Below are 24,005 nucleotides of genomic sequence, written 5' to 3'. Positions count from 1 at the left end.
ATCCTGTGTTGTCGCGTTTGCGTCTAGCCTTTGATCAAGGCTTGGACACGGACGTCGGCACATGAATCTCTGCTCCCATACTCCCAGTCTCAGCGTGGTTGACTCGCGCGGCTTGCCCGTGCGTCAAGTCGGTTTCTACCGTGCCGATGTGCAAGATCGTCCCGAACTCCGGATGACCCGCCAAGCGTTCGACGTGTCAGGGCGACTCTTGGCGACCACCGACCCCCGCCTTGATCGACCCTCGACTTCCACTGTTTACAGCCTCTCTGACCAGCCGCTGTTGACCGATAACGTCGATGCGGGATGGCGCCTGACGTTGTTCGGCGAAGCGGGGCAGCCCCTGGAAAACCGCGACAGCCGTGGCGCGCCGTCGGTGGTTGAATACGACGGGCTGATGCGGCCTGTGGCGATTGCCGAAACGCTCGATGGAGAACTCGCTCGGGTTTCTGACCGGTTCATCTATGCCGACGCCAGCGCGCAATGGTTGGCGCACAACCAGTGCGGCACGTTGCTGCGACGTGACGATTCAGCGGGGTCTGTGTGGTGTTCGGCGTACGGCCTGACGGGGGCCTTGTTGCATCAAGAACGGCGATTTCTCGCACCAACAGAGCGCGTTGACTGGCCGCAAGAGCCTTCGCAACGTGACCTGTTGCTTGAAGCGGAGCGCTTTATCTCGACGCGCGCTGTCGGTGCTGACGGGGATGTCATTGTGCAGACCGATGCCCGAGGCAATTGCCGGTTTCTGACGTACGCCTGCTCAGGAGAACTCCAGAGCACCGGTCTTCAATCATCGGGCAGCGATAAGGTGCACGTTTTAGTGAGCGATATTCACTACGACGCAATGGGCGCCGCCGAACGGGAGACCGCAGGCAATGGTGTCGTCAGCACTGCGACGTACGATGCGGCAGATGGGCGGCTGACCCGGCTGTTGGCACTCACTGGCGAGGGACAGGTGCTACAGGATCTGAATTACGGCTACGACCCCGTTGGGAATGTCGTGAGCGTCGAGGATGCTGCGCAGCCGGTCTCGTTTTTCAGAAACCAGCGCGTTGATCCGGTCAACCGTTACGCCTACGACAGCCTTTACTAACTGATCGAAGCCACTGGGCGGGAAGTGGCGCCGGTTTCCCATCTGCCCGGACTGCCCGACCTTCAACCCCTGCCGCTCGATCCCGGCAACCTCATCCATTACACCCAGCGCTTTGAATACGACGCAGGTGGCAACCTGGTGGCTCGGCACCATTCGGGCGGTGAAACCTGGCGTATGGCGGTGTCGTCGACGAGCAACCGCAGCCTGCCACAGCGGGCTGACGGGAGGCTGCCTGATGAGGGACAGATCGCCGAAGCTTTCGATGGCAATGGCAACCTCAAAGAGCTACAACCGGGTCAGGCAATGACGTGGGATGCGCGCAATCAGTTGAGCCAAGCGACTTTGGTGAAGCGCGACGATGGACCTGATGACAGCGAGCTTTATCGCTACGACGGTGGTGGTCAGCGGGTCCGAAAGGTGCGGGTAAGTCAGGCGCGCAGTCACACGCTGACGGCTGAAGTGCGTTACCTGCCGGGGCTGGAAATACATCGCAACGAGGCAACCGGCGAAGTGCAGCATGTGCTCACGGTCGAGGCGGGGCGTAGCAGCGTGAGGCTATTGCATTGGGAGTCCGGCAAACCCGACGGCATCGAGAATGATCAGTTGCGCTATAGCCTCAGTGATCACCTGGGCTCCAGCACCCTCGAACTTTATCAAGACGCGAAGTTGATTAGCCACGAAGGTTATTACCCGTTTGGCGGCACGGCATGGTGGGCGGGGCGAAGTGCGGTTGAGGCCAAATACAAGACCGTGCGGTATTCCGGCAAAGAGTGTGATGCGACGGGGCTTTATTACTACGGGTTCAGGTATTACGCGCCGTGGTTGCAGCGGTGGGTTAGTCCGGACCCGGCGGGGGATGTGCAGGGAGTGAATCGGTATGGGTTTGTTGGTAATTCACCGGTAAGAAATCTCGAAGTAAACGGTGCAGTTTATGAAGGGCTCAATGATCGAGTTGAAAATATGTTGGAGAGGGGAGGGGACCGCATTATTTGGAGAGGCCTGGGTGAGCTACAAACCATTGATGCTTCTGGGGCGCAAGCGGTCAGGCTCGCATTAGCGGGCGTTGATCAAGTTTTGAAGGGTGCCATTGCTGCTGCTCAAGATTCGAACTGGGACAGGTCTTCCGTTAGCATGAAATATTTTGGTTATTATCACAACGAAGCGATGCCATACGTCTTGCGTGATTGGCAGCGAACGCAGGCGTTGGTCTCTGATTATCGCAGTCTTGAGGGGTACGATAAATTCGTAGGGATAGAACCCAAAGAGTCCGAGGAAACAGCCAGTGTGGTGCGAAATGACCCACACGGACGGGTTTTTCTGAATGTGGATAAGTTACGGAACTCTGAACTTCAGAAAACAATAGCTCACGAAATGTCGCATCTGGGGAAGGTCAGTGGTTTACACAATCATGAGGGATCAAGGACGGTGGATAGCTTTTATTTGAATGATCAATTTGCGATATATTTGCCTTCAATCGGAAGCAGGCCAGATACAGGTGAGATTTCGAGCGCTGTGGTGAATGGGCAATTGACATCAACCTACCTTGAGAGAACGTTATCCCCAGTGGCATTTTTTACTGATCAGGTGCAAGCGCTGCATCATAATGTTGGACGGCAACATGACTTGCCGGCGATCATTCATGATTTCAATCAATCTCCTCATATTGCATCTGTAATGGCCTCTCGGAACGCCGACAGCGTTACCGAAGCGGCATATGATTTTTACCACGCCCGAGGAAGGCGATTACTGGCTGAACGCAGCAACGGCTCGTTGCGATAATCCTTGAAGGGGTGCGAGTCAATCACTCGCACGCCCAGTGACGCTTTAAAAAAACACCTTCACCAACAAACTCGCCGTGTTCTGATCCGTATCAAAATACCGGGTGTCATTGATCCCGTATTTGTTGGTCCAGTAGTCATACTCGATCCCCACGTACAACTGCCGCTCCGGCAAATTCATCGCCTTGCCCAAGTCATATTTGATCTGCGGGTTGAAGTGCAGGTTAGAGTGGTAGTCGCCTTTGGTATTGGACTGTTTGTTGTCCACGACCCAGTCCATGAAACCGTCGATCAAAATGTCCGACTTGCCCACGGGAATGGTGTACGACCAGACCGGGGTGATCTGCCAGGCGCCATAACCCGCACGGTGGCCATCGTTGTAGCGCTTGTAGAAGTTGAGTTGGAAGTAGTCGAAACCGGGGATGTTCAGGTCGAAGCCGGGGCCGATCAGGTACGACTCGACGTCGCCTTCACCAAACTCGTAAGTACCTGCCAACAGCACGTCCTTGATCGGGCCGAGCTCGAATTTCTGGTCGAATATCTTGCCCAGCGACAGGCGAGGGGAGAACTCGCCGTATAGCGTGTTATTGCCCACGCCCGGATCTTTCTTGCCGTTGTAGAAGATGTTGTCGACGAACAGGAAGTTGTCGCCGTATTTCCAGCCGTCTGCGTGTTCGAAAGTAAAGGTCTGCTGGGTATCCGGGTTGACCTCGAAATTCTGGCCGTACAGATACGTCAGGCTGTTGCTCTGCCATTGCAACAAATCGCCAGACATCGCGGGGGTGGCGGCCAGCAGGCTACTGGCGGCCAACAGGCTGGAAAGCGAACGGTTCATGCGGTACTCCCTTGGGTTCAAAGTCGGTGTTGCGATGAGTTGGCGCTCTGTCTTGGCGCCTTTCTTTGCTGCTTTAGTTGTCCAACTGATCAACTTTTTACAGATAGCAATCTCTACGCCAACCCTCTGAAAAAAGACAAAAAAGCCTCGTCGGCTGTTATTGAAAACAGTCGATTCCATGATTTTTCGAGCGAGGCGCGGCTGGACGGCAACTTGGCCGTTCGGTCAGATTATTGTGTGCGGGTGGTCAAGCCCTGTTTTTCGAGGCGCGGTCGAGCGGCGGCGGAGGATACTGACTCGCGCCGCATCGCTCAAGTGCGCTGCAAAAGAGCGGTGCGTCTAAAACAGGGCACCCACGATTAGTGCGAGTGCAGCGGCCCGGCCATCGCGGCACGCTCGGCACCGCCGAGCACGTTGAACAGCAGGTTCAGCAGCACGGCGCTCAAGGTCGCCATGGCAATGCCGCTGTGGGTGATGGGCCCCATCCAGTGCGGCAACTGGCTGAAGAACTCCGGCCGGACGACCGGGATCAGGCCCATGCCGATGCTCACCGCCACCAGCAGTTGATTGCGACGATCCGAGATGTCGGCCTCCTGAAGGATCTTGATGCCGGTCGCCGCAACCATCCCGAACATGGCAATCGCCGCGCCGCCCAGCACCGCTGGCGGAATCGAGGCCACCAGATAGGCCGCTTTCGGCAGAAGGCTCAGCAACACCAGAAAGCCGCCCGCGACCATGGTCACCGAACGGCAACGCACGCCGGTCATCTGCACCAGGCCGATGTTCTGCGCGAACGAGGAGTGGGTGAAGGTGTTGAGGAAACCGGCGAGAAAGGACGCGGCCGCGTCGCACAGCAAACCGCGACGCAGCATGCCCGGCGTGACTTCGCGGTCGGTGATCTTGCCCAGCGCCAAGAACATCCCGGTGGACTCGACGAAGATGATCACCACCACGAGACACATCGAGAGAATCGGCGCGAGGCTGAAGGTCGGCATGCCGAAGTGCATCGGCGTGACCACTTTCACCCAGTCCGCCTGGGCCAGACCGCTCAAATCCACCATGCCGATGCAGCCTGAAAGGATGTAGCCCAGGCCCATGCCGATCAGCACCGAAATGTTGACCCAGAAGCCGCGCATGAAGCGGTTGATCAGCAGGATCGTCAGCAGCACCAGCGCCGCGACGCCCAGGTAAAGCGGATCACCGAAACTCACGGCTTTGCTGCCGCCGCCCGCCCAATTCACGGCGACGGGGAACAACGACAGGCCGATGGAGGTGATCACCGTGCCCGTGACCAAAGGCGGAAAGAAGCGCACGATTTTCGACATGAACGGCGCGATCAGCATGCCGAAGAAACCGGCAGCGATGGTCGCCCCGAAAATCCCCGGCAAGCCCACGCCCGGCATGCCTGCCATCGCGACCATGCTGCCGACCGCCGCGAAGCTGGCGCCCATCATAATCGGCATGCGAATGCCCAAAGGACCGATGCCGAACGACTGCACGACCGTCGCGATACCGGCGACCAGCAGGTCGGCGTTGATCAAAAAGGCGATTTCTTCACGGGAAAGGCCAGCGGCCTGGCCGATGATCAGCGGCACCGCGACGGCACCTCCGTACATCAACAGGACGTGTTGCAGGCCGACCAGAATCAGTTGCATCAGTGGCAGGGGCTGTCGTGGTGGCGCAGCAGGGATGCGCGCGTGAGTTGACTCGGACATGCAACACCTCATTGTTCTTATTTTTGAGTACGCCCGTTGCGGCTGGGCGGTGGAACCTCGACTTCGGCAAACACGCCCCTGTAGGAGTGAGCTTGCTCGCGATGGCGGTGAGTCAGTCGACAATGATGAAACTGTCAGACCGCGATCGCGAGCAAGCGCACTCCTACAGGGATCGGCGACATCAGGCAGATCCGGGGCATCAAGCGACGCCCCCATACATCAATTCGTCTGCGCCCCCTTGTCAATCCACTGCCCCAGCAAGTCACGCTCCTGCTGTGTCATCTGGGTGATGTTGCCCAGTGGCATGATTTGCGCGGTCACGGCCTGGGCCTGGATGCGCGGGGCGAGTTGCTGGATCTGTTGCGGGGTGTCGAACATGATCCCGGCCGGCGCACTGCTGAACAGCGGGCTGGTCGGTTTGGCCGAATGGCAGACCGCGCAGCGTTCTTGAATCACGCTGTGCACCTTGTCGAAATCCACGTCACCAGCATTGCTCGCTTGAGCGGGAGCGGCAGGCGCAGCAGGGGCTGGAGTGGGCGCGACCTCAGGTTTCGGCTCGTCGGCACGGTGTCCGCCAATTGCCGTACCGGGCAGCGGCTGGTACTGGATGTTCGCCGCGACGTCCGGACCGCGTTGCATCTGCGCAGGCCCCGTAACGTACGCCAGGCAGATCATGCCCAGTGCGCCGACCGGCAAGGCCCATGCAAATTTGTGGCTGTCGTGACGGGTGTTGAAGTAGTGACGCACCAGTACCGCACATACCGCGATGGCCGCCAGGATCAGCCAGTTGTACTGACTGCCGTAGGTGCTCGGGAAGTGGTTGCTGATCATGATGAACAGCACGGGCAGGGTGAAGTAGTTGTTGTGACGCGAACGCAGCAGGCCTTTGGCGGGCAGGGTCGGGTCCGGAGTGCGGTTCTCGGCGATGGCCGCCACCAGTGCGCGCTGGGCGGGCATGATGATGCGGAACACGTTACCGACCATGATGGTGCCAATGATTGCGCCGGTGTGCAGGTACGCCCCGCGACCGCTGAACACTTGGCTGAAGCCATAGCAGGCGCCGATGACCAGCACGAACAGCACCAGCCCCAACAGGCCAGGGCGTTTGCCGAGCGGGGAGTCGCAGAGCAGGTCATAAATGAACCAACTGGCGATCAGTGCGCCGACGCCGATGGCGATGCCTTCGCCGCCGCTCAAGGTGCTGCCGGGGGCCAGCAGGTAAAGGGTGGGGTTGGAATAGAACACAATGCACAACAGCACGATGCCCGACATCCAAGTCCAATAGGCTTCCCATTTGAACCAGTGCAGGTTGTCCGGCATGGTCGGTGGGGCCAGCTTGTATTTTTCCAGGTGGTAGATCCCGCCGCCGTGGATCGCCCACAGGTCACCGGACAGCCCGTCGCGCGGGTTGGCACGGTTGAGGTTGTTCTCCAGCCAGACGAAGTAAAAGGATGCGCCAATCCAGGCGATCCCGACGATCATGTGAATCCAGCGCACGCCCAGATTCAGCCATTCCATCAGATGTGCAGCCACAGTCTTTACCGTTTGCCTGTCGTCACTGGCGGACGCTTAGGCCCTTCTTATTAGTGGGGATCGAGAATCATCATCTGACTCTCTTCGAAGAAATGCTCATCGCAGTTATTGCCACTGCCACTGCGATCAACCACCAGGAAGTCATCCCGCTTTTCGATCGTCAGCACCGGGTGGTGCCAGACGCCGCGATGGTAATTGACACCCTGCCTGCCGTTGGTGAGGAAGGCGCGGGTCAGCTCCGGTTCAGGTGCATCGCCAAGTGGCGCGACCACGACCAGAAAAGGGTTGCCGAGCAGCGGTATGAACGCCTGACTGCCCAGCGGATGCCGCTCCAGCATGCTCACGGTCAGTGGCATCTCCAGCGCTTCGGCGCGGAAGATGCTGATGATCGCGTGATCCTCCGGCGTTGCCGTTTCCACGGTCGCCAGCTTGTGAAAGCGCATGGTCGAGCCGTTGTTGATCATGAAATGATCGCTGCCATCGGTTTCGATGACATCACCGAAAGGGGCGAAGGCTTCTTTGGTCAACGGCTCGATAATCAGTGTGCGCATGCGGGTTCTTCTGTTCTCTTGATTGACGGGTCATTTGTAGGAGTGAGCTTGCTCGCGATTGCGTTATGTCGGTCACGCCTGTGTTGTCTGATCCGACGCTATCGCGAGCAAGCTCACTCCTACAGATTCATGGGGTGTCCGTTCCGGCATCAGTGCGGGAACGGCACTCTGTTATTTGGCCACCTTACCCAACACACGCAAGCGGCTCACGCCACCATCCGGGAACACGTTCAGGCGGATGTGGGTGATCGGGCCGAGCGCCTTGATCTGCTCGACGAAGGTGTGTTCAGCGTGCATCTCCAGTTTCTGGCTCGGCAGCAGTTCGCGCCAGAACAGGCTCTGGGTTTCGATCTGGCTGTCGGTGCCGCCTTTGACGAATGCGCCCTGGATCGAGCAGCTGTCCGGGTAGTTGCCCTTGAAGTGCAGGGTGTCGACGACGATCTGCTCGACTTCACCGGCATGGCCCAGCGCGACGATGACCCAGTCGTTGCCCGGCGTGCGGCGACGTGCGGTTTCCCAGCCGTCGCCCATGTTCACGCCACGGCCCGGGTTGAGGATGTTGCTCATGCGGCCGAAGTGTTCGTCGGAACAGGCCAGGGCGCGACCACCGTTCAACGCGGCGACCAAGTCCACTTGCTCGTTGTCGCCCACCGCCGACCAGTCGCGGTGCGGCACGCCGTACACGCGCAGACGCGCCACGCCGCCGTCCGGGTAGATGTTGAAACGCAGGTGGCTGTAGGCCTGGGTGTCGCCGATTTCGTGGTAGTGGTGACTGTCGCCTTTCAGTTCGACAGCAGGCAGCACTTCAGTCCACACAGTATTGTCATCCGGCTCGCCCGAGGCCAGGAAGCAGGCTTCCAGCGAGGCCGATGGCGGGTAGTTGCCGGTGAAGAACGAGGTGTCGATGTCCACGCCCTTGATCGAACCCGCCACGCCCAGGCGGATCACGGCGCTGTCATAACCTTCGAAACGCTTACGGCGCGATTCCCAGCCGTCCATCCACTTGCCGTTGTCGTCGAACACGCCTTCCTTCCACACCGCAGGGGTCGGCTGGAACAGGCGGTTGGCGTCGGCGAACCAGTCGTCGGTCACGGAAATGATTTTGGTGCCCAGACGGGCATCGGCCAGGTTGACGAATTTTTCGAAGGGTACGGCGTAAGCTTTCATTCTTTTTGTCTGCCTTTGATAAGGGGCGTGGAGATGGTCAGGGTTAAAGCGTCTGCAAGCGGAACATCGCGATCTTGTTGATCTCGGCCAGGGCGCAGGCGAACTCGGTTTGGGCCGGGTTGTGAATGCGCGTCTCGAAGGCCGCGAGGATCTGATGCCGGTTGCTGCCTTTCACCGCCATGATGAAGGGGAACGCGAACGTCGCTTTGTAGGCGTCGTTCAGCTCGGTGAAGCGAGCGAACTCTTCAGCCGTGCATTGGTGGATACCGGCGCCAGCCTGTTCATTCGTGCTGGCTTCGGTCAATTGGCCTTGCACGGCGGCTTTGCCGGCAAGGTCCGGGTGAGCGTTGATCAGCGCCAGTTGCGTGGCGTGGTCGGCGCTCAACAGGATGTCGCTCATACGGGCGTGCAGGGTCTCGATGTCGTCGAGGCTTTGCAAATCGCCAAGGTCATAGGCTTTTTCAGCGACCCAGGGCGAATGCTCGTAAATGTCGGCGAAGGCTTCGACGAAGGCTTCGCGGCTCAGGGAAGAGGGCGTCAGAGTCTGGAAACGGCTCACTGGGCGGCTCCTTTCAACGGGCTGCTTGTGAAGGGATGAACGTCGTGCCAGTGGCGGGCGATTTCCACGCGGCGGGCGAACCACACCTGTTCGTGGCCTTTGACGTATTCGAGGAAACGTTGCAGCGAGGCCAGACGGGCAGGGCGGCCGATCAGGCGGCAGTGCAGGCCGATGGAAAGCATTTTCGGCGCATCGGCCCCTTCGGCGTAGAGCACGTCGAACGCGTCTTTCAGGTAGTCGAAAAAGTCGTCGCCCTTGTTGAAACCCTGCACTTGGGTGAAGCGCATGTCGTTGGTGTCCAGGGTGTACGGAATCACCAGATGCGGCTTGCCGGTGCTGTTGTTTGGTTCCCAGTAGGGCAGGTCGTCGTCATAGGTGTCGCAGTCGTAGAGAAAGCCGCCTTCTTCCATCACCAGACGCCGGGTGTTCGGGCCAGTACGACCGGTATACCAGCCCAGCGGGCGTTCGCCAGTGAGTTCGGTAAGGATGCGGATCGCTTCGAGCATGTGCTCGCGTTCCTGAGCCTCGTCCATGTTCTGATAGTCGATCCAGCGATAGCCGTGGCTGCAGATTTCGTGACCGGCCTCGACCATCGCGCGGATCACGTCCGGGTGGCGCTGGGCGGCCATGGCCACGGCGAAGATGGTCAGCGGAATGTCGAATTGCTTGAACAGCTTGAGGATGCGCCACACCCCGGCACGGCTGCCGTATTCGTACAGCGACTCCATGCTCATATTGCGCTGGCCTTGCAGCGGCTGAGCGGCGACCATCTCGGACAGGAATGCCTCGGATTCCTTGTCGCCGTGCAGAATATTGCGCTCGCCGCCTTCTTCGTAGTTGAGTACGAACGACAACGCGATACGGGCATTGCCCGGCCAGTGGGGATGGGGCGGGTTACGGCCGTAACCGATCAGGTCGCGTGGATAGTCGGCGCTCACTGCAATCTTCCTTATCTACGTGTTGTCTGTGACGGTGGAGCGGGATCGATCTGCACTGAGGTGTGATCATGATCCGTCGACCGTCGCGGCGATTGGACGATTGTATACAAGTTTATTTGTGATTTGTAAGCCTGTTTTTTCGCTTTTCTCATGACAGATGACGCTGCAAGAAACTTGCCTGAGTGGTCAGAATCCGACGAAAAACTTCAACAGGGGCCTAGCCATTGGGCGTTTTAGGGCTTTCAGGCGTGTCTGGCAATGAGCCGCATAAAAAGTGATTTTTATTGTGTACAATTTCTTTCGAAAATGTCTTAATTCGTCATCGCTCGCGCTGTTCAACCGCGCTCCGTTCTCCAAAGCGGCACTGAAACGGTGCGATTCCACTCAATTTCCAAGCGAGGCAACGACGCCCCATGGGACGACTGACCACACACGTGCTGGACGCCGCACACGGCTGCCCCGGCAGCAACATCCGCATTGCCCTGTACCGGGTCGACGGCGAACAGTTGGAAAAGATTGCTGAAGCCGTGACCAACAGTGACGGCCGCTGCGACGCCCCCTTGTTACAGGGCGAGGACTACCGTTCGGGTGTCTACCAGCTGCAATTCAGCGCCGGCGATTACTACCGGACCAAGGGCGTGAAGCTCGGTGATCAGGCCTTTCTCGACGTCGTGGTGCTGCGGTTCGGCATCGACGCCAGCCAGGATCACTACCACGTTCCGCTGCTGATTTCGCCGTACAGCTATTCCACCTATCGCGGCAGCTAGGCGATACGCGTAACCGAGCAACCTGTGACATCGCTTTGCCCCTGTACCTCTTGCCCGCCCCACACTGCGGGCTTTTTTTCGCCCGATGAATATGTACCGCCGGGCCGGTTGCAACCTGTGAACACTCCAGTGCATCTCACACACCTGGAGCCCGCCATGACCGGTACCGTTTTACAGCCCGTCGACCTGCTGACCGCAGACGAACCCCACGATCAACCCTTGCAGTCACTCAGCATTGCGATGCCCCTCTGGCTGAGCACCGTCGAGCAGTCTGTGCGCGATGAATACGCCCAGCGCCTCACCGAGTACCACGCCAGCGCCCAGGCGCTTGAAAGCCATCTGGATCACGCGCTGCCTTCGTTCGAGGGTTTCGTTCGAGCGCGCATCAAGGCCAGGATCAAGGATGATCTGGGCATCGATCTCGATCTCGATCCGGATCGGGTCACGGTCGAGCTGCCGAAACGGGTCTGGCGCGACTACCGAATCGACCCTCAATACGGGCGGGTGACGAATTATTTCGCACCCTGGGTCGCCAGTCGGGAGCGTGAGCACCTGACGTTGGCGGCCCTGGCCGAGCGCAATTTCGCAGCGGATGACGCGCAGATGGCGCGACGCTTTGATTTTGCCGCGATCCATGGCACGTCGAGGCTGACGGGCACCTGGCTGCACGCGGTCATTCCGAAACTGGACGTTGCGCTGCACTATCGTAATTTGCTCAAAGAAGTGTTCCGGCTGGCACCCGGGTCCACGGCGCAGCAGCAACTCGACGCCGAGCGCCTGCTGGAACCCTATCAGCACAAGATCGAGCTGGAGGCGTTTTCCGAAATCAAGCGGCGACGCCTGAGCGAAGCGGGTGGTCTGTTGCTGCAACTGGCAGCGCAGTCTCGCTCTCAGGCCGAAAGCGACGCCGCTGGCATCGAGATGAACTGGTTGCAGTTCAAGCCGGGCACCTCGGTGAGTGGCGAGCAGGACAGCCACACGTTGAGCGGGCTGTGTGTGATCCGCAGCAGTAGCTCGAATAACACCGTGATCTACCTGCCCGACGCGCCCGGCGATCTGCTGACTATCGAGGGGGCTGATCCCGCATCGGCCAAATCCCGATTAATGCAGCGACTGATCAGCACGCCTGCACTGGTGACTTACCTGGCTCAACGGACGTTGGAGGCTCAGCAGGTCGCTAGGCATGTCAGCTACATCAACCAGGCGCAGGCTCGGGGGTTCGAAGGCTTTCTGCGGTTCGTCCCGGCACTCGACCTGCAACTCGCCGCCCAGCAGCTCGACACCCGCGCCTGGATGCTTCAGCAGGCGATTCAGAGCCGCGCGCGCACCCGCTTCGACATCCAGACCGAGCAGAACCGGCAGCAAGGCGAGACCTATGTGGGGTACCTGAAAGCCCTGTTGGGTCTGCTTCCCGGCATCGGTACCCTGGTCAGCGTGCAGGATGGCTGGCTGGATGGGCACGACGCCATGAAAGCCTTTAGAGAGGGGCGCCTCGATGACGGGCTACTGGCGTTGGGTAGCACGGCGATGAGTGTGCTCGACGTGGCGATGTCGGTGATTCCCGGTGCCGCCAGCGTGTTTGTGCTGGGGCGGATGGCGCGCCGTGGCGCAAGGTTGGGCACCGCGACGTCAGGCTTGCGGCCGCACCTGCTGATGCCGTTTGAAGGCTATGAAGTGCCCAAAACGCTCACTGATGCGGTGCCGCAATCGGGGCGCGATCTCGGCACGCTGCTCAAGGACGGTCAGCTCTGGATCGAGCGCGAAGGGCAGGCGTACGAGGTTTATCGACGCGCTGGGGAGCAAACGCTGCGCCTGAAGAAGACCGCTGTTCACGGCTTCGAACCCCCGGTGCGGTTTCACAATGGCGCCTGGGTGTACCACTCGGACGTCGGGCTCAGGGGCGGCATGCGCTCGACCATTGCCGAAACACTGATCGCCCAGGCCCACGGCGACCCTGCGTTCAAGAACCGGCACGCGCGGCAGTTGCTTGATGAGTTCGAATTCCCCGCTGATCGTCAGCGCAGACTGGAGCTGGACATCGCCGTGCACTACCAGCAACACAAGGCGACCCCGGAATGGGCCGAGGCCTATCGTCGGCCGCCCCAGGCCGAACCACAACCTGGTACCAGCGGCAGTAAACGCAAGGAGCCACCTCAACCTTCGGCGCTGCGCGATGCGCTGGACGGCGCCGACCGCTGGAAACGTTGGGGCCGCCCTCTGGATGACGCCGGCAGGCTGCAACAGATCGAGGTGTTTCCACCAATCTTCCGGCTCAAAGACCAACCGGGCAGCACCTTCGTGCAGATCGACGGACAGCGATTCGACATCCTGCCGAGCGGGGCGAGCCAGAACCCTTCGATCGTGTTCCTGAAGCATCCGACGCCGCTTGAGGACAGCTTTTCAGGACTCAACGAAACCATTCGCCGCGACCGCTTCAACCAGCCGGGCATGGCGTCTTTCAAGGACGGGCACTGGACAGTGCATGGTCCGCTGTTTCGCTTGAAGATCCAGCATCTGGTGGAGGAAGCGCGGCCCGGGCTGAGCCCGGTCACCTGCCGGATTCTCGCGGAGAAAATCTACGATGCCGCTGATCAGGCGCACACGGGCCTGACGGCAACTCGGCTGATCAACATCAAGGCCACCCTTAACGCGTGGAAGAGGGGGCAGCTTGCGCCGTTTCCTCAATTGAACGATCCGCTGTTGATGCTCGAAGGCGCTCATTTCACAGGCATCGGCACCACGATGCCCCGGATGTGGATCAGCTACGGCCCGTCGATTCAGGAGTTCAAACGTCTGGATTTCGCGGTCTCGAAACCTCCGCTGGTGACCCTGCTGGAAAGGGTCACCGGCGGCCCTCGTATCGGCACACCGGCAAAAACGGCAATGCGTGAGTTCATGTCGGCGTTGATCACCGACGCAGGCTACCGCATGGTTTCCGATGGTGAGGCGGTGTTGCAGGTGCGTTCGATCCTGTTGTTCCGACGCACCGGACAGGAGCACCTCTACATGCTCCACACGCATCACGTCTCTGCTTCGCAAGTGGAGTTTCAGACCCTGACGCCAAACGCCGCCGTTCCCCTGTCCAATCGCTGGATCGATGAGTGGGCGGCGGCGCGACCGGGAGAAGGTGCGTTGAATACCTTGCTCGAAGTCCGGGATCAGGGGCGTCTGGTGAAATTGATCGGGGGTGTCAGAAGCGGCAGCTCGCTGGAGCCGGCGCCGCAGGTGTTCATACAGCGCGTCGCCGAACCGTGACGAACACGCCGCTGCCTTGAGAGGACAACAGCGTGCAGGGCGTCAATGGCTGAGCAGTGCAGCGCTGCCCGCGCCACCGAACAGCCCGGCGCTGATGTGGTTGAACCAGGTTTGCCCTTTACCTGTGCGCAGGTAACGCGCAGCACCTTGGGCGCTGAAGCCGTAGAACAGCTTGCAGGTCAGGTCCAGCAGCGTCCACGTGATGATCATGGTGATCAGTTGGCCGAGGAACGGTTGATCCGCCTTGAGGAACTGCGGCAGGAAGGCGGCAAAGAACAGGATGTCTTTCGGGTTGCTGCCGCCGAGCACGAAGGCGCGCCAAAACAGCAGCGCGAAGCCCGGATGGCTGAGGGCCGCTGGCACGTCTGCGCCGGTCGCGGGTTGGCGGGACTGTTTCCAGCTTTGCCAGGCGAGGTAGAACAGGTACAGCCCGCCAACGATCTTCAGTGCGCCGAATAATTGCTCCGACGCCATCAACAACGCCCCCAAGCCAAAGGCTGAGGCGCTGAGCAGGCAGATCGACGCGCAGACCCCGCCGAAAAATGCCGGGTACGAACGCAGCACGCCATAGTTCAGGCTGTTGCCGATCATGAGCAGGGACAGCGGCCCCGGGATCAGAATCACCACCAGCGCGGCGCCGCTGAACAGCAGCCAGGTTTCCAGGGTCATGGGGTTTCTCCTTGTTGAAATCGGAAAAGCAAAAACGCCACCCAATGGGCGACGTCATGTGCGGATCTACAGCGCTCCCACAGGGGGTGTTGCATCAGGCAGATACGGGCCTCTTTACAGGAACACAAACTTGGCAATGAATATCGCGCACAGCGCCCACAGGCTGACCGAAATCTCCTTGTGACGCCCGGTAAACGCCTTCAGCACGACGTAGGTGATGAAGCCCAGTGCGATGCCGTCGGCCACCGAGAAGGTCAGCGGCATCATGATCGCCGTGACAATGGCGGGAATCGCGTCGGTGGCTTCGTCCCATTCGATGTGGGCCATGCCGCCCATCATCAGCATCGCCACGTAAATCAGCGCGCCTGCGGTGGCGTACGCCGGGATCATCCCCGCCAATGGGGCGAAGAACATCGCGGCGACGAACAGCACGCCCACGGTCACGGCCGTCAGCCCGGTGCGGCCACCCGCCGCCACGCCCGAAGCACTTTCCACATAACTGGTGACCGGCGGCACGCCGACCATCGCACCGAATACGCTCGACGCGCTGTCGGCCTTGAGGGCGCGGGACAGGTTCTCGATGCGGCCGTCGTCATTCACCAATCCGGCCCGTTGCGCGACGCCCATCAAGGTGCCCGCGGTGTCGAACATGTGCACAAACAGGAACGCCAGCACCACGCTGATCATGCTGACGTTGAACACGCCTGCGACGTCCATCGCCATCCAGGTCGGGGCCAGGCTCGGCGGGGTAGAAAAAATGCCGTTGTAATGCACCAGCCCCAGGCCCCAGCCCGCGACAGTCACGGTAATGATGCTGATCAGGATCGCGCCGAACACGCGGTGATAGCTGAGCACCGCAATCATCAGAAAGCAGATCGCCGCCAGCAACGGACCGGGTTCACGCAGCGAACCCAGCTTGATCAACGTCGCGGGGCTGTCGACCACGATGCCCGCTGTTTTCAGGCCGATCAGCCCGAGGAACAGCCCGACCCCCGCGCCCATCGCGAAGCGCAGGCTCACCGGAATGCTGTTGAGCAGCCATTCGCGGACGCGGGAGAGGGTGAGGATCATGAAGATCACGCCCGAGATGAACACCGCACCCAGCGCCGTTTGCCAGCTGTACCCCATCGTGCCGACGACGGTGTAGGTGAAGAACGCGTTCAAGCCCATGCCCGGCGCCAGTCCCACCGGCCAGTTGGCGTACAGACCCATCAGCAGGCAACCCAGCGCCGCGGCAATGCAGGTGGCCACGAACGCGGCGCCATGATCGATGCCCGCGTCGGCCATGATGTTGGGGTTGACGAAAATGATGTACGCCATGGTGATGAACGTCGTCAGGCCCGCCAGCAGCTCGGTCCGAACGGTGGTGCCGTGCAGGCTGAGCTTGAAGAGGCGTTCAAGCAGGCCCGAGCGTGTCGGCCTGAGGTCTCCTTGAGTGGCTTCCAGCGGCGTGGCTTCGGTTTTGCGACTTTCCACAGTGAATCCCTCGAAACGTTTTTGTTGTTTTTTTCAGAGCCGGTAACTGCTCCGTGGGGCGAATTGACCGCCAGCCTGATTTGTTGACTGGAAGGTCAGAAACGTGCACGAGCGAATTATGCTTTTGTATACAAAAAATGCAAATAATGTTTTCGTTTTTGTTGTGGGGATTTTCGGGATTGTGTGCATAACGAAGCGAACGGCAGAAATCTGTTCAGCCGCTGCGCACTGTGTACAATGCGCCATTACTTTTACTGTGACTTTGCCCTGATATCTGCTATTGCTTTTGTCATCGCCGTCACGGTCACGGCTTACATGCCGGATTCAGTTCTCACGAGTGCCCATGAACGATCAGTTGCAACCCCTCAAGAAACAGCCGCGCACCGCCAAGGCGGGCCGTAGCGGCACCCAGGACGACATCGTCTACGCGCACATTTTCGAGGCCATCCTCGAACAACGGCTGGCGCCCGGCACCAAGCTTTCCGAAGAGGCCTTGGGTGAGATTTTCGGGGTCAGCCGCACCATCATTCGTCGCGCTTTGTCGCGTCTCGCTCACGAAGGCGTGGTGTTGTTGCGCCCGAATCGCGGCGCGGTGGTTGCCAGCCCGAGCGTGGACGAAGCGCGGCAAGTGTTCTTCGCCCGGCGCATGGTCGAGAAGGCGATCACTGAATTGGCGGTCGAACACGCGACGCCGGAGCAGTTGAATGAACTGCGCAAGATGGTCAGCGACGAGCGCGACAGTTTTTCCAGAGGGGATCGTGGAGCGGGGATTCGCCTGTCGGGCGAGTTCCACTTGAAATTGGCCGAAGCGGCGAAGAACGCGCCGCTGATCAGCTTCCAGCGCAGCCTGGTGTCGCAGACCTCGCTGATCATCGCCCAGTACGAAAGCGGCAACCGCTCGCACTGTTCCTACGATGAGCACACCCAGTTGATCGACGCCATCGAAGCCCGCGACGCGACGCTGGCGGTGAGCCTGATGATGCACCACATGGACCACATCGACAGCAAGCTCAACCTCGACGAAGAAAGCGCCTCCGACGACCTGCACGCGGTGTTCTCGCACCTGATGCTGCCGAAGAAAAAGCCGGGGCGCAGCACGGCGGTTTGATTGCGCAAACCCGCCGCACGTTTTTTAGCCAAGCGGATTTGCGGCGGACGCAGATTTAATCTGTGGGAGCGAATTCATTCGCGAATCGGCGTCTTGGGCGATGCATCTCTGTTGGGTGTACGGCCGCCGCATCGCGAATGAATTCGCTCCCACAGGGGATCTTGTCCAATTTCAAAATTGGGTGCTGACCTCAGCGCTTATGCACCAACACTCCCGCCGAATACGTCTCGCTCACCGTCCGGTCATCCCCCAGGGTCATCAACACGAACAGCTGTTCTTCGATGCTCTTCGCCTGTTTCATGCGGTAGGACAGCAGTGGGGTGGCGTTGAAGTCCAGCACCACGAAGTCCGCCTCAGTCCCGGCGTGCAGGTTGCCGATCTTGTCTTCCAGACGCAGCGCCCGCGCACCCCCCAAGGTCGCGAGGTACAGCGATTTGAACGGGCTCAGCTTGGCGCCTTGCAACTGCATGACCTTGTACGCCTCGTTCAGGGTTTGCAGCAGCGAGAAGCTGGTGCCGCCGCCCACGTCCGTTCCCAGTCCCACATTGACCTTGTGCTTCTCCGCCATCGGCAGGTTAAACAGCCCACTGCCGAGGAAGAAGTTGGACGTCGGGCAGAAGGCGATGGCTGACCCGGTCTCCGACAGACGCTGACATTCCTCGTCGCACAGATGCACCCCGTGGGCAAACACCGAGCGCTCACCCAGCAGCTTGAAGTGGTCGTACACGTCCAGGTAATTCTTGCGCTCCGGGAACAGCGCCTTGACCCACTCGACTTCCTTGAGGTTTTCGCTGATGTGGGTCTGCATATAGAGGTCGGGGTATTCGGTCAACAACTGGCCGGCGAGGGCAAGCTGCTCGGGCGTGCTGGTCGGTGCGAAGCGGGGCGTGACCGCGTAATGCAGACGGCCCTTGCCATGCCAGCGCTCAATCAGCGCCTTGCTGTCGACGTAGCTGGATTCGGCGGTGTCCACCAGATAATCCGGGGCATTGCGGTCCATCATCACCTTGCCCGCGATCATCCGCAGGTTGAGCTTTTCGGCGGCGGTGAAGAACGCCTCCACCGACTCCTTGTGACGGCTGCCGAACACCAGCGCCGTCGTGGTGCCGTTGCGCAGCAGCTCCTGAATGAAGATGTCGGACACTTCAGCGGCGTGTGCAGGATCTGAGAACTGACGCTCGACAGGGAATACGTAGGTGTTGAGCCAGTCCAGCAACTGCTCGCCGTAGGAACCGACCATGCCGGTCTGCGGCAAATGGATGTGAGTGTCGATGAAACCGGCGGTGATCAGCGCGTCGGTGTAGGTCACCACGTCGACGTCGCTGCCAAGGCTGCCCAGCAAATCCCGGGCATGGCCGACGGCGGAAATCTTGCCGTTCTCCACCACCATCAGGCCGTCTTCGAAATACTCGTAGGACGCTTCGGCCACCACCTCGGCAGGGTCGGCGATGCTGTGGACGATGGCGGCGCGGTAGGCTTTCTTTTCAATAGTCATGTTTACGATTCGTTCTTCTAAAAATTCATTGAGCTTGGGCACGGCGGGAGACCGGCATCAGCTTGGCGATGGGTTCGGAGGTTGAGCCATGCTCGCCGCTCTCAGTGCCGAAATGCAGGTTGTACGTGGCGATCACCTCGGCGGCGACCGACACGGCAATCTCCATCGGCAACTTACCCTTCACTTCGGACAGCCCCATCGGGCAGCGCATGCGTTGCACCAGTGCCGGGTCGAAACCGCGATCGCGCAGGCGGTGTTCGAACTTGGCGCGTTTGGTCTTCGAGCCGATCAGCCCGAACCAGGTGAAGTCGCCGCGCTTGAGGATGGCGGCGGTCAGTTCCAGATCGAGCTGGTGATTATGGGTCATGACAATGCAGTAACTGCCAGCGGGCAGGTGATCCACTTCATCGACCACTTCTTCGTTGACGATCTTGCTCACGCCTTCAGGCAGGTGCGTCGGGAATTCCGCTTCCCGCGAATCGATCCAGCGCACGCGGCAGGGGAGGCTGGCCAACAGCGGGACCAACGCACGGCCGACGTGGCCAGCACCAAACACGGCAATCTGCGCCTGCGACTGGCCCATGGGTTCGAACAGCAGCACGTTCACGCCGCCGCAGCACTGCCCCAGGCTCGCGCCGAGGCTGAAGCGTTCGAGGCGGGTTTGCTGGCTGCCGCTTGCGAGCATCTCGCGGGCGATTTCCATGGCCTTGTATTCCAGATGGCCGCCGCCAATGGTGTCGTAGATCCGCTCGGCGCTGACCACCATCTTCGACCCCGCGTTGCGCGGCGTCGAGCCACGCTCCTCGATGATCGTCACCAGCACGCAGGCTTCACCCTGGGTTTGCAACTCGGCGAGGGCGCTGATCCAGTTGTTCATGTGTTTCTCCTGATCGCCTGTGGCAGATCAAAAATCTTGTTTGGCTGTACCGGCGTCATCGCGAGCAAGCTCACTCCTACAGGGATTGCGCACTGCCTGTAGGAGTGAGCTTGCTCGCGATGAGGTCCATCCAGACGCCGCTAAACCGGTGAAACCGTCAGCTCATGGGCCACACCGACTGCCTCGGAACTGGCCACCTTCAACTGGCGCATCTGCTCACACCCCCACAGCACCCGCTCCGGCGTGGCAGGCGCGTCGATCTTCGGCTGATGTCTGTAATCGCCGAGACTCGCCACGGCGTCCTTGATCGCACACCACGCCGCAATCCCCAACATGAACGGCGGCTCACCCACGGCCTTGGAATGGAACACCGTGTCTTCGGGGTTCTTGCGGTTTTCCACCAGCTTGACCCGCAAGTCGGCGGGCATGTCCGCCACCGCCGGGATCTTGTAACCGGCCGGGCCGTTGGTCATCAGCTTGCCCTTTGCGTTCCACACCAGTTCTTCGGTGGTCAGCCAGCCCATGCCCTGAATGTAGCCGCCCTCGACCTGGCCGATGTCGATGGCCGGGTTCAGCGAGGCGCCGACGTCGTGGAGGATGTCGGTGCGCAGCATCTTGTATTCACCGGTCAAGGTGTCGACGACCACTTCGGTGCACGCCGCGCCAAACGCGAAGTAATAGAACGGCCGACCCCGCGCCTGACTGCGGTCGTAGTAAATCTTCGGCGTCTTGTAATAGCCGGTGCTCGACAGCGACACCTGACCCATCCACGCCTGCTGGGCCAGGGTGTCGAAGCTGATCACCTGCTCGCCGACGCGCACGTGGCCGTTGCGGAATTCGACCTGCGTGGCTTCGCACTTGTAATGCTTCGCAGCGAATTCGATCAGCCGTTGCTTGATGGTTTCCGCTGCGTTCTGCGCCGCCTTGCCGTTCAAGTCCGCGCCGCTGGACGCTGCCGTTGGCGAGGTGTTCGGCACTTTGTCGGTGTTGGTCGCGGTGATCTGCACGCGGCTGATGTCCACCTGAAACACCTCGGCCACCACCTGCGCAACCTTGGTGTTCAAGCCCTGGCCCATCTCGGTGCCGCCGTGGTTCAGGTGGATGCTGCCGTCGGTATAAATGTGGATCAGCGCACCGGCCTGATTGAGAAAGCTGGCCGTGAAGGAAATGCCGAATTTAACCGGGGTCAACGCCAAGCCTTTCTTCAGAATCGGGCTGTGGGCGTTGTAAGCCGTGATCGCTTTTCGACGCTCGGCGTACTGGCTGCTTTCCTCCAGTTCGGCGGTCATCTCTTCGAGCATGTTGTGCTCGACTTCCTGGTAGTAGTGGGTGACGTTGCGCTCGGTCTTGCCGTAGTAGTTGGCCTTGCGCACCGCCAGCGGGTCCTTGCCCAAATGGCGGGCAATGGCGTCCATCACTTCCTCGATGGCGACCATGCCTTGCGGGCCGCCAAAGCCGCGATAGGCGGTGTTCGACGCGGTGTTGGTCTTGCAGCGATGACCGTTGATGGTGGCGTCGCCGAGGTAATACGAGTTGTCCGAGTGGAACATCGCGCGGTCGACGATAGAGGCCGATAAGTCCGGCGAACAGCCGCAGTTCCCGGCCAGTTCCAGCTGAATGCCGTGCAGGCGCCCGTCGTTGTCGAAGCCCACGTCGTACTCGACGTAGAAGGGGTGACGCTTGCCGGTCATGATCATGTCTTCCATGCGCGGCAGGCGCATCTTGGTCGGCTGACCGGTCAGGCGTGCGATCACCGCGCACAGGCACGCAGGGCTGGCGGCTTGCGTTTCCTTGCCACCGAATCCGCCACCCATGCGGCGCATGTCGACCACCACCTTGTTCATCGACACGTCGAGCACTTCGGCGACCAGCTTCTGAACTTCGGTGGGGTTTTGCGTAGAGCAGTAAACGATCATCCCGCCGTCTTCAGTGGGCATCACCGAGGAGATTTGCGTCTCCAGATAAAAGTGTTCCTGCCCGCCAATGTGCAGCGTGCCCTGAATGCGGTTCGGGGCCGTATCCAGCGCCGCGACCGAGTCGCCGCGCTTGTGGGTGTGGCTGTCGAGGACAAAATGCTTTTTGCGGTAGGCCTCGACCACGTCGAGCACCGGCTCCAGGTCTTCGTATTCGATGATCGCTGCCATCGCCGCCTTGCGCGCGGTTTCCAGATCGCGCGCAGCAACGGCAATCACCGGCTGGCCGACGAACTCGACCTTGTCGATGGCCAGCAGCGGATCGCCCGGCAGCAACGGGCCGATGTCTTTCAGGCCGGGAATGTCTTCGTGAGTGATGGCGATGCGCACCCCTTCGAAGTCGTAGCACGGCGACACATCGACGCTGACGATGCGCGCGTGGGCGCGGTCCGACATCCGCGCGTACACGTGCAGCTGATTGGGGAATTCGAGCCGGTCATCGATGTAGATCGCTTCGCCTGAGACGTGTTTATCGGCGCTGTCGTGCTTGACGCTGCGGCCGACGCCCGAGGTGAGGTCCTGCTGAAACAGTGCGACCAGTTCTTCCTGAGTTTTCTGCGGGGCGTGATTAGACATAAGCGGTCACCCGTGTCTCGATGTGTGGCGTTTGCAGCTCGATGAAGTATTTGCGCAGCAGGTTCTGCGCGCTCAGCAGGCGGTATTCCTTGGTGGCGCGGAAGTCCGACAGCGGGGTGAAATCCTGCGCCAGTGCGGCGCAGGCGCGCTCGACTGTGGCCGATGTCCACGGCTGGCCGATCAAGGCCTTTTCACAGTTCGCAGCACGTTTCGGGATCGCCGCCATGCCGCCAAACGCCGCACGGGCATCGACGATGGCGCCGTTTTCCACCTGCACACGGAACGCCGCGCAGACCGCCGAAATGTCGTCGTCCAGACGTTTCGAAACCTTGTAGGCCCGGAACGCCTGTTTGGCGTTGGCCTTGGGCACGACGATCTTCTCGATGAACTCGCTTTCCTGACGTGCGGTGACGCGGTAATCGATGAAGTAATCCTCCAGCGCCAGCGTGCGCGTCTTCTCGCCTTTGCGCAGGATGATGCTGGCGCCCAGCGCAATCAGCAGGGGAGGCGAGTCGCCGATGGGCGAGGCGTTGCCGATGTTGCCGCCCAGCGTGCCCTGATTGCGGATCTGCAACGACGCAAAACGGTGCAGCAATTCGCCGAAGTCCGGGTATTCGCTGCTCAACGCTTCGTAGCAGTCGGTCAGCGCCGTGGCAGCGCCGATTTCGAGGCGGTCGTCGAAGTGCTCGATCTTCTTCATGTCCGCGACGTTGCCGACGTAAATCATCACCGGCAGGGCGCGATGGAACTGGGTCACTTCCAGTGCCAGATCGGTGCCCCCCGCCAGCAGGCGCGCCTGGGGATAAGAATCGTAGAGATCGGCCAGGTCGGCCACGGTCAGCGGGACGAGGCAGCGTTTGTCGCCACTGTTCAGCTCGGCGGTTTCCGCAGGCTTGATAGCTTTCAGGCGCGCGATGGTCTGCGCCTTCAAGGCATCGAACTGATCGGGTTGGCGTTGTTGGCCGCAGGCCTGTTCGGCGGCGGCGAGAATCGGGCGGTAACCGGTGCAGCGGCAGAGGTTGCCGGCGAGGGCTTCGTGGGCCTGAGCAGTGTCCGCAGTGGTGCTGTTTTTCTGCAAGGCGAACAGCGACATCACGAAGCCCGGCGTGCAGAACCCGCATTGCGAGCCGTGGCATTCGACCATGGCCTTTTGCACGTTGTGCAGCTCGCCCTGGTGTTTGAGGTCTTCGACGCTGATCAGCTGTTTGCCGTGCAGCGACGCCACGAAGGTCAGGCAGGAATTCAGGCTGCGATAGCTCAGGTGCTCCTGGCCATCGTCATGAGTGGTCAATTCGCCCACCACCACGGTGCAGGCGCCACAGTCGCCGCTGGCGCAGCCTTCCTTGGTGCCGGACTTGTGCAAATGCTCGCGCAGGTAGTTGAGCACCGTCATGTTGGGGTCCAACGCATGTTCGGTTTTCAACGTCTGGTTCAGTAGAAACTGGATCACCGGTTGTGCCTCGTTTTTCTTTTAATAGAAGTGGTCATCGAACCTGTCGATGAATCTATCAGTTCTGACTATGGGGTCAATGAAAATCTGACCTTTAAGTCAAGAAATCGGGTTTTGCCGGGACTTGCCGATTAACGGCAGCCTGAGGTTGCAATGAATCGCTGCGCACACGCTCAAAGTTTTGCTTATTTCG

At 60.3% G+C, this 24,005-nt stretch carries 18 protein-coding genes; 5 read left to right on the top strand and 13 right to left on the bottom strand.

The features are described from left to right. Positions 1-61: 61 nt before the first annotated feature. Together GVN17_RS24680 and GVN17_RS24675 are read left to right on the top strand one after the other, a co-directional pair. Positions 62-1,090 carry a hypothetical protein gene (locus tag GVN17_RS24680; RefSeq protein ID WP_166597895.1) on the top strand — a complete coding sequence of 343 codons (1,029 nt, stop codon included), beginning with the start codon at positions 62-64 and terminating at the stop codon, positions 1,088-1,090. Positions 1,091-1,114: 24 nt separating this feature from the next. Further along, positions 1,115-2,869, top strand: coding sequence for an RHS repeat-associated core domain-containing protein (locus GVN17_RS24675; protein WP_166597894.1), 1,755 nt, complete (start codon positions 1,115-1,117; stop codon positions 2,867-2,869). 45 nt (positions 2,870-2,914) lie between these two features. Here GVN17_RS24675 and GVN17_RS24670 read toward each other — a convergent pair whose 3' ends face one another. The 7 genes from GVN17_RS24670 to puuE all read right to left on the bottom strand — a co-directional run bounded on the left by GVN17_RS24670 (position 2,915) and on the right by puuE (position 10,166). Continuing rightward, positions 2,915-3,703 (bottom strand): outer membrane protein OmpK, encoded by a 789-nt coding sequence (locus GVN17_RS24670; protein ID WP_166597893.1) that lies wholly within the window; start codon positions 3,701-3,703, stop codon positions 2,915-2,917. Between the two features lie 359 nt (positions 3,704-4,062). Further along, positions 4,063-5,418 (bottom strand): nucleobase:cation symporter-2 family protein, encoded by a 1,356-nt coding sequence (locus GVN17_RS24665; RefSeq protein WP_166597892.1) that lies wholly within the window; start codon positions 5,416-5,418, stop codon positions 4,063-4,065. Between the two features lie 219 nt (positions 5,419-5,637). After that, on the bottom strand, positions 5,638-6,951 hold the full coding sequence (locus GVN17_RS24660; RefSeq protein ID WP_166597891.1) for a urate hydroxylase PuuD: 1,314 nt from the start codon (positions 6,949-6,951) through the stop codon (positions 5,638-5,640). A 50-nt stretch (positions 6,952-7,001) separates the two neighbouring features. Further along, entirely contained in the window at positions 7,002-7,502 is a 501-nt protein-coding gene (locus tag GVN17_RS24655; RefSeq protein ID WP_166597890.1) for an ureidoglycolate lyase, read from the bottom strand. Positions 7,503-7,673: 171 nt separating this feature from the next. Further along, on the bottom strand, positions 7,674-8,669 hold the full coding sequence (gene alc / locus GVN17_RS24650; RefSeq protein WP_166597889.1) for an allantoicase: 996 nt from the start codon (positions 8,667-8,669) through the stop codon (positions 7,674-7,676). 43 nt (positions 8,670-8,712) lie between these two features. Then, positions 8,713-9,228: a 2-oxo-4-hydroxy-4-carboxy-5-ureidoimidazoline decarboxylase gene (uraD, locus tag GVN17_RS24645; protein ID WP_166597888.1), complete on the bottom strand. Its 516-nt coding sequence runs from the start codon at positions 9,226-9,228 to the stop codon at positions 8,713-8,715. Continuing rightward, a complete protein-coding gene (gene puuE / locus GVN17_RS24640; protein ID WP_166597887.1) occupies positions 9,225-10,166 on the bottom strand; it encodes an allantoinase PuuE in 942 nt (313 codons plus the stop codon). The genes uraD and puuE overlap by 4 nt, the downstream gene beginning before the upstream one ends. A 413-nt stretch (positions 10,167-10,579) precedes the next feature. Here puuE and uraH point away from each other — a divergent pair, with 413 nt between their 5' ends. Then, a complete protein-coding gene (uraH, locus tag GVN17_RS24635; RefSeq protein WP_166597886.1) occupies positions 10,580-10,933 on the top strand; it encodes a hydroxyisourate hydrolase in 354 nt (117 codons plus the stop codon). Between the two features lie 156 nt (positions 10,934-11,089). Further along, the gene (locus tag GVN17_RS24630; RefSeq protein ID WP_166597885.1) at positions 11,090-14,188 is read left to right on the top strand and encodes a dermonecrotic toxin domain-containing protein; all 3,099 of its coding nucleotides are present in this window, start codon (positions 11,090-11,092) and stop codon (positions 14,186-14,188) included. 42 nt (positions 14,189-14,230) lie between these two features. Here GVN17_RS24630 and GVN17_RS24625 read toward each other — a convergent pair whose 3' ends face one another. After that, positions 14,231-14,857, bottom strand: coding sequence for a LysE family translocator (locus GVN17_RS24625; RefSeq protein ID WP_166597884.1), 627 nt, complete (start codon positions 14,855-14,857; stop codon positions 14,231-14,233). 114 nt (positions 14,858-14,971) lie between these two features. Continuing rightward, a complete protein-coding gene (locus tag GVN17_RS24620) occupies positions 14,972-16,333 on the bottom strand; it encodes an NCS2 family permease (protein ID WP_371928615.1) in 1,362 nt (453 codons plus the stop codon). Between the two features lie 343 nt (positions 16,334-16,676). Here GVN17_RS24620 and GVN17_RS24615 point away from each other — a divergent pair, with 343 nt between their 5' ends. After that, entirely contained in the window at positions 16,677-17,441 is a 765-nt protein-coding gene (locus tag GVN17_RS24615) for a GntR family transcriptional regulator (protein ID WP_166597883.1), read from the top strand. A gap of 190 nt (positions 17,442-17,631) precedes the next feature. On the opposite strand, the gene guaD is transcribed toward GVN17_RS24615, so the two are convergent. The 4 genes from guaD to xdhA all read right to left on the bottom strand — a co-directional run bounded on the left by guaD (position 17,632) and on the right by xdhA (position 23,812). Beyond that, a complete protein-coding gene (gene guaD / locus GVN17_RS24610) occupies positions 17,632-18,936 on the bottom strand; it encodes a guanine deaminase (protein WP_166597882.1) in 1,305 nt (434 codons plus the stop codon). A 25-nt stretch (positions 18,937-18,961) separates the two neighbouring features. Continuing rightward, positions 18,962-19,813 (bottom strand): xanthine dehydrogenase accessory protein XdhC, encoded by an 852-nt coding sequence (gene xdhC, locus GVN17_RS24605; RefSeq protein WP_166597881.1) that lies wholly within the window; start codon positions 19,811-19,813, stop codon positions 18,962-18,964. Between the two features lie 140 nt (positions 19,814-19,953). Continuing rightward, positions 19,954-22,362: a xanthine dehydrogenase molybdopterin binding subunit gene (gene xdhB / locus GVN17_RS24600; protein WP_166597880.1), complete on the bottom strand. Its 2,409-nt coding sequence runs from the start codon at positions 22,360-22,362 to the stop codon at positions 19,954-19,956. Further along, positions 22,355-23,812 (bottom strand): xanthine dehydrogenase small subunit, encoded by a 1,458-nt coding sequence (xdhA, locus tag GVN17_RS24595; protein WP_166597879.1) that lies wholly within the window; start codon positions 23,810-23,812, stop codon positions 22,355-22,357. The genes xdhB and xdhA overlap by 8 nt, the downstream gene beginning before the upstream one ends. Positions 23,813-24,005: the final 193 nt, after the last annotated feature.

The organism is Pseudomonas sp. SLFW (assembly GCF_009905615.1).
GTDB classification, from domain to species: Bacteria; Pseudomonadota; Gammaproteobacteria; order Pseudomonadales; family Pseudomonadaceae; genus Aquipseudomonas; species Aquipseudomonas bambusae.
The sequence above is the reverse complement of the archived record's forward strand: the minus strand, read 5'-3'. Positions and strand labels throughout refer to the sequence as shown.

Bases quoted from the DNA above. Each gene is read 5' to 3' on its own strand.
- GVN17_RS24680 (WP_166597895.1), top strand. From the start codon at position 62: ATGAATCTCTGCTCCCATACTCCCAGTCTCAGCGTGGTTGACTCGCGC.
- GVN17_RS24670 (WP_166597893.1), bottom strand. From the start codon at position 3,703: ATGAACCGTTCGCTTTCCAGCCTGTTGGCCGCCAGTAGCCTGCTGGCC.
- GVN17_RS24665 (WP_166597892.1), bottom strand. From the start codon at position 5,418: ATGTCCGAGTCAACTCACGCGCGCATCCCTGCTGCGCCACCACGACAG.
- GVN17_RS24655 (WP_166597890.1), bottom strand. From the start codon at position 7,502: ATGCGCACACTGATTATCGAGCCGTTGACCAAAGAAGCCTTCGCCCCT.
- alc (WP_166597889.1), bottom strand. From the start codon at position 8,669: ATGAAAGCTTACGCCGTACCCTTCGAAAAATTCGTCAACCTGGCCGAT.
- uraH (WP_166597886.1), top strand. From the start codon at position 10,580: ATGGGACGACTGACCACACACGTGCTGGACGCCGCACACGGCTGCCCC.
- GVN17_RS24630 (WP_166597885.1), top strand. From the start codon at position 11,090: ATGACCGGTACCGTTTTACAGCCCGTCGACCTGCTGACCGCAGACGAA.
- GVN17_RS24625 (WP_166597884.1), bottom strand. From the start codon at position 14,857: ATGACCCTGGAAACCTGGCTGCTGTTCAGCGGCGCCGCGCTGGTGGTG.
- GVN17_RS24615 (WP_166597883.1), top strand. From the start codon at position 16,677: ATGAACGATCAGTTGCAACCCCTCAAGAAACAGCCGCGCACCGCCAAG.
- guaD (WP_166597882.1), bottom strand. From the start codon at position 18,936: ATGACTATTGAAAAGAAAGCCTACCGCGCCGCCATCGTCCACAGCATC.
- xdhC (WP_166597881.1), bottom strand. From the start codon at position 19,813: ATGAACAACTGGATCAGCGCCCTCGCCGAGTTGCAAACCCAGGGTGAA.
- xdhB (WP_166597880.1), bottom strand. From the start codon at position 22,362: ATGTCTAATCACGCCCCGCAGAAAACTCAGGAAGAACTGGTCGCACTG.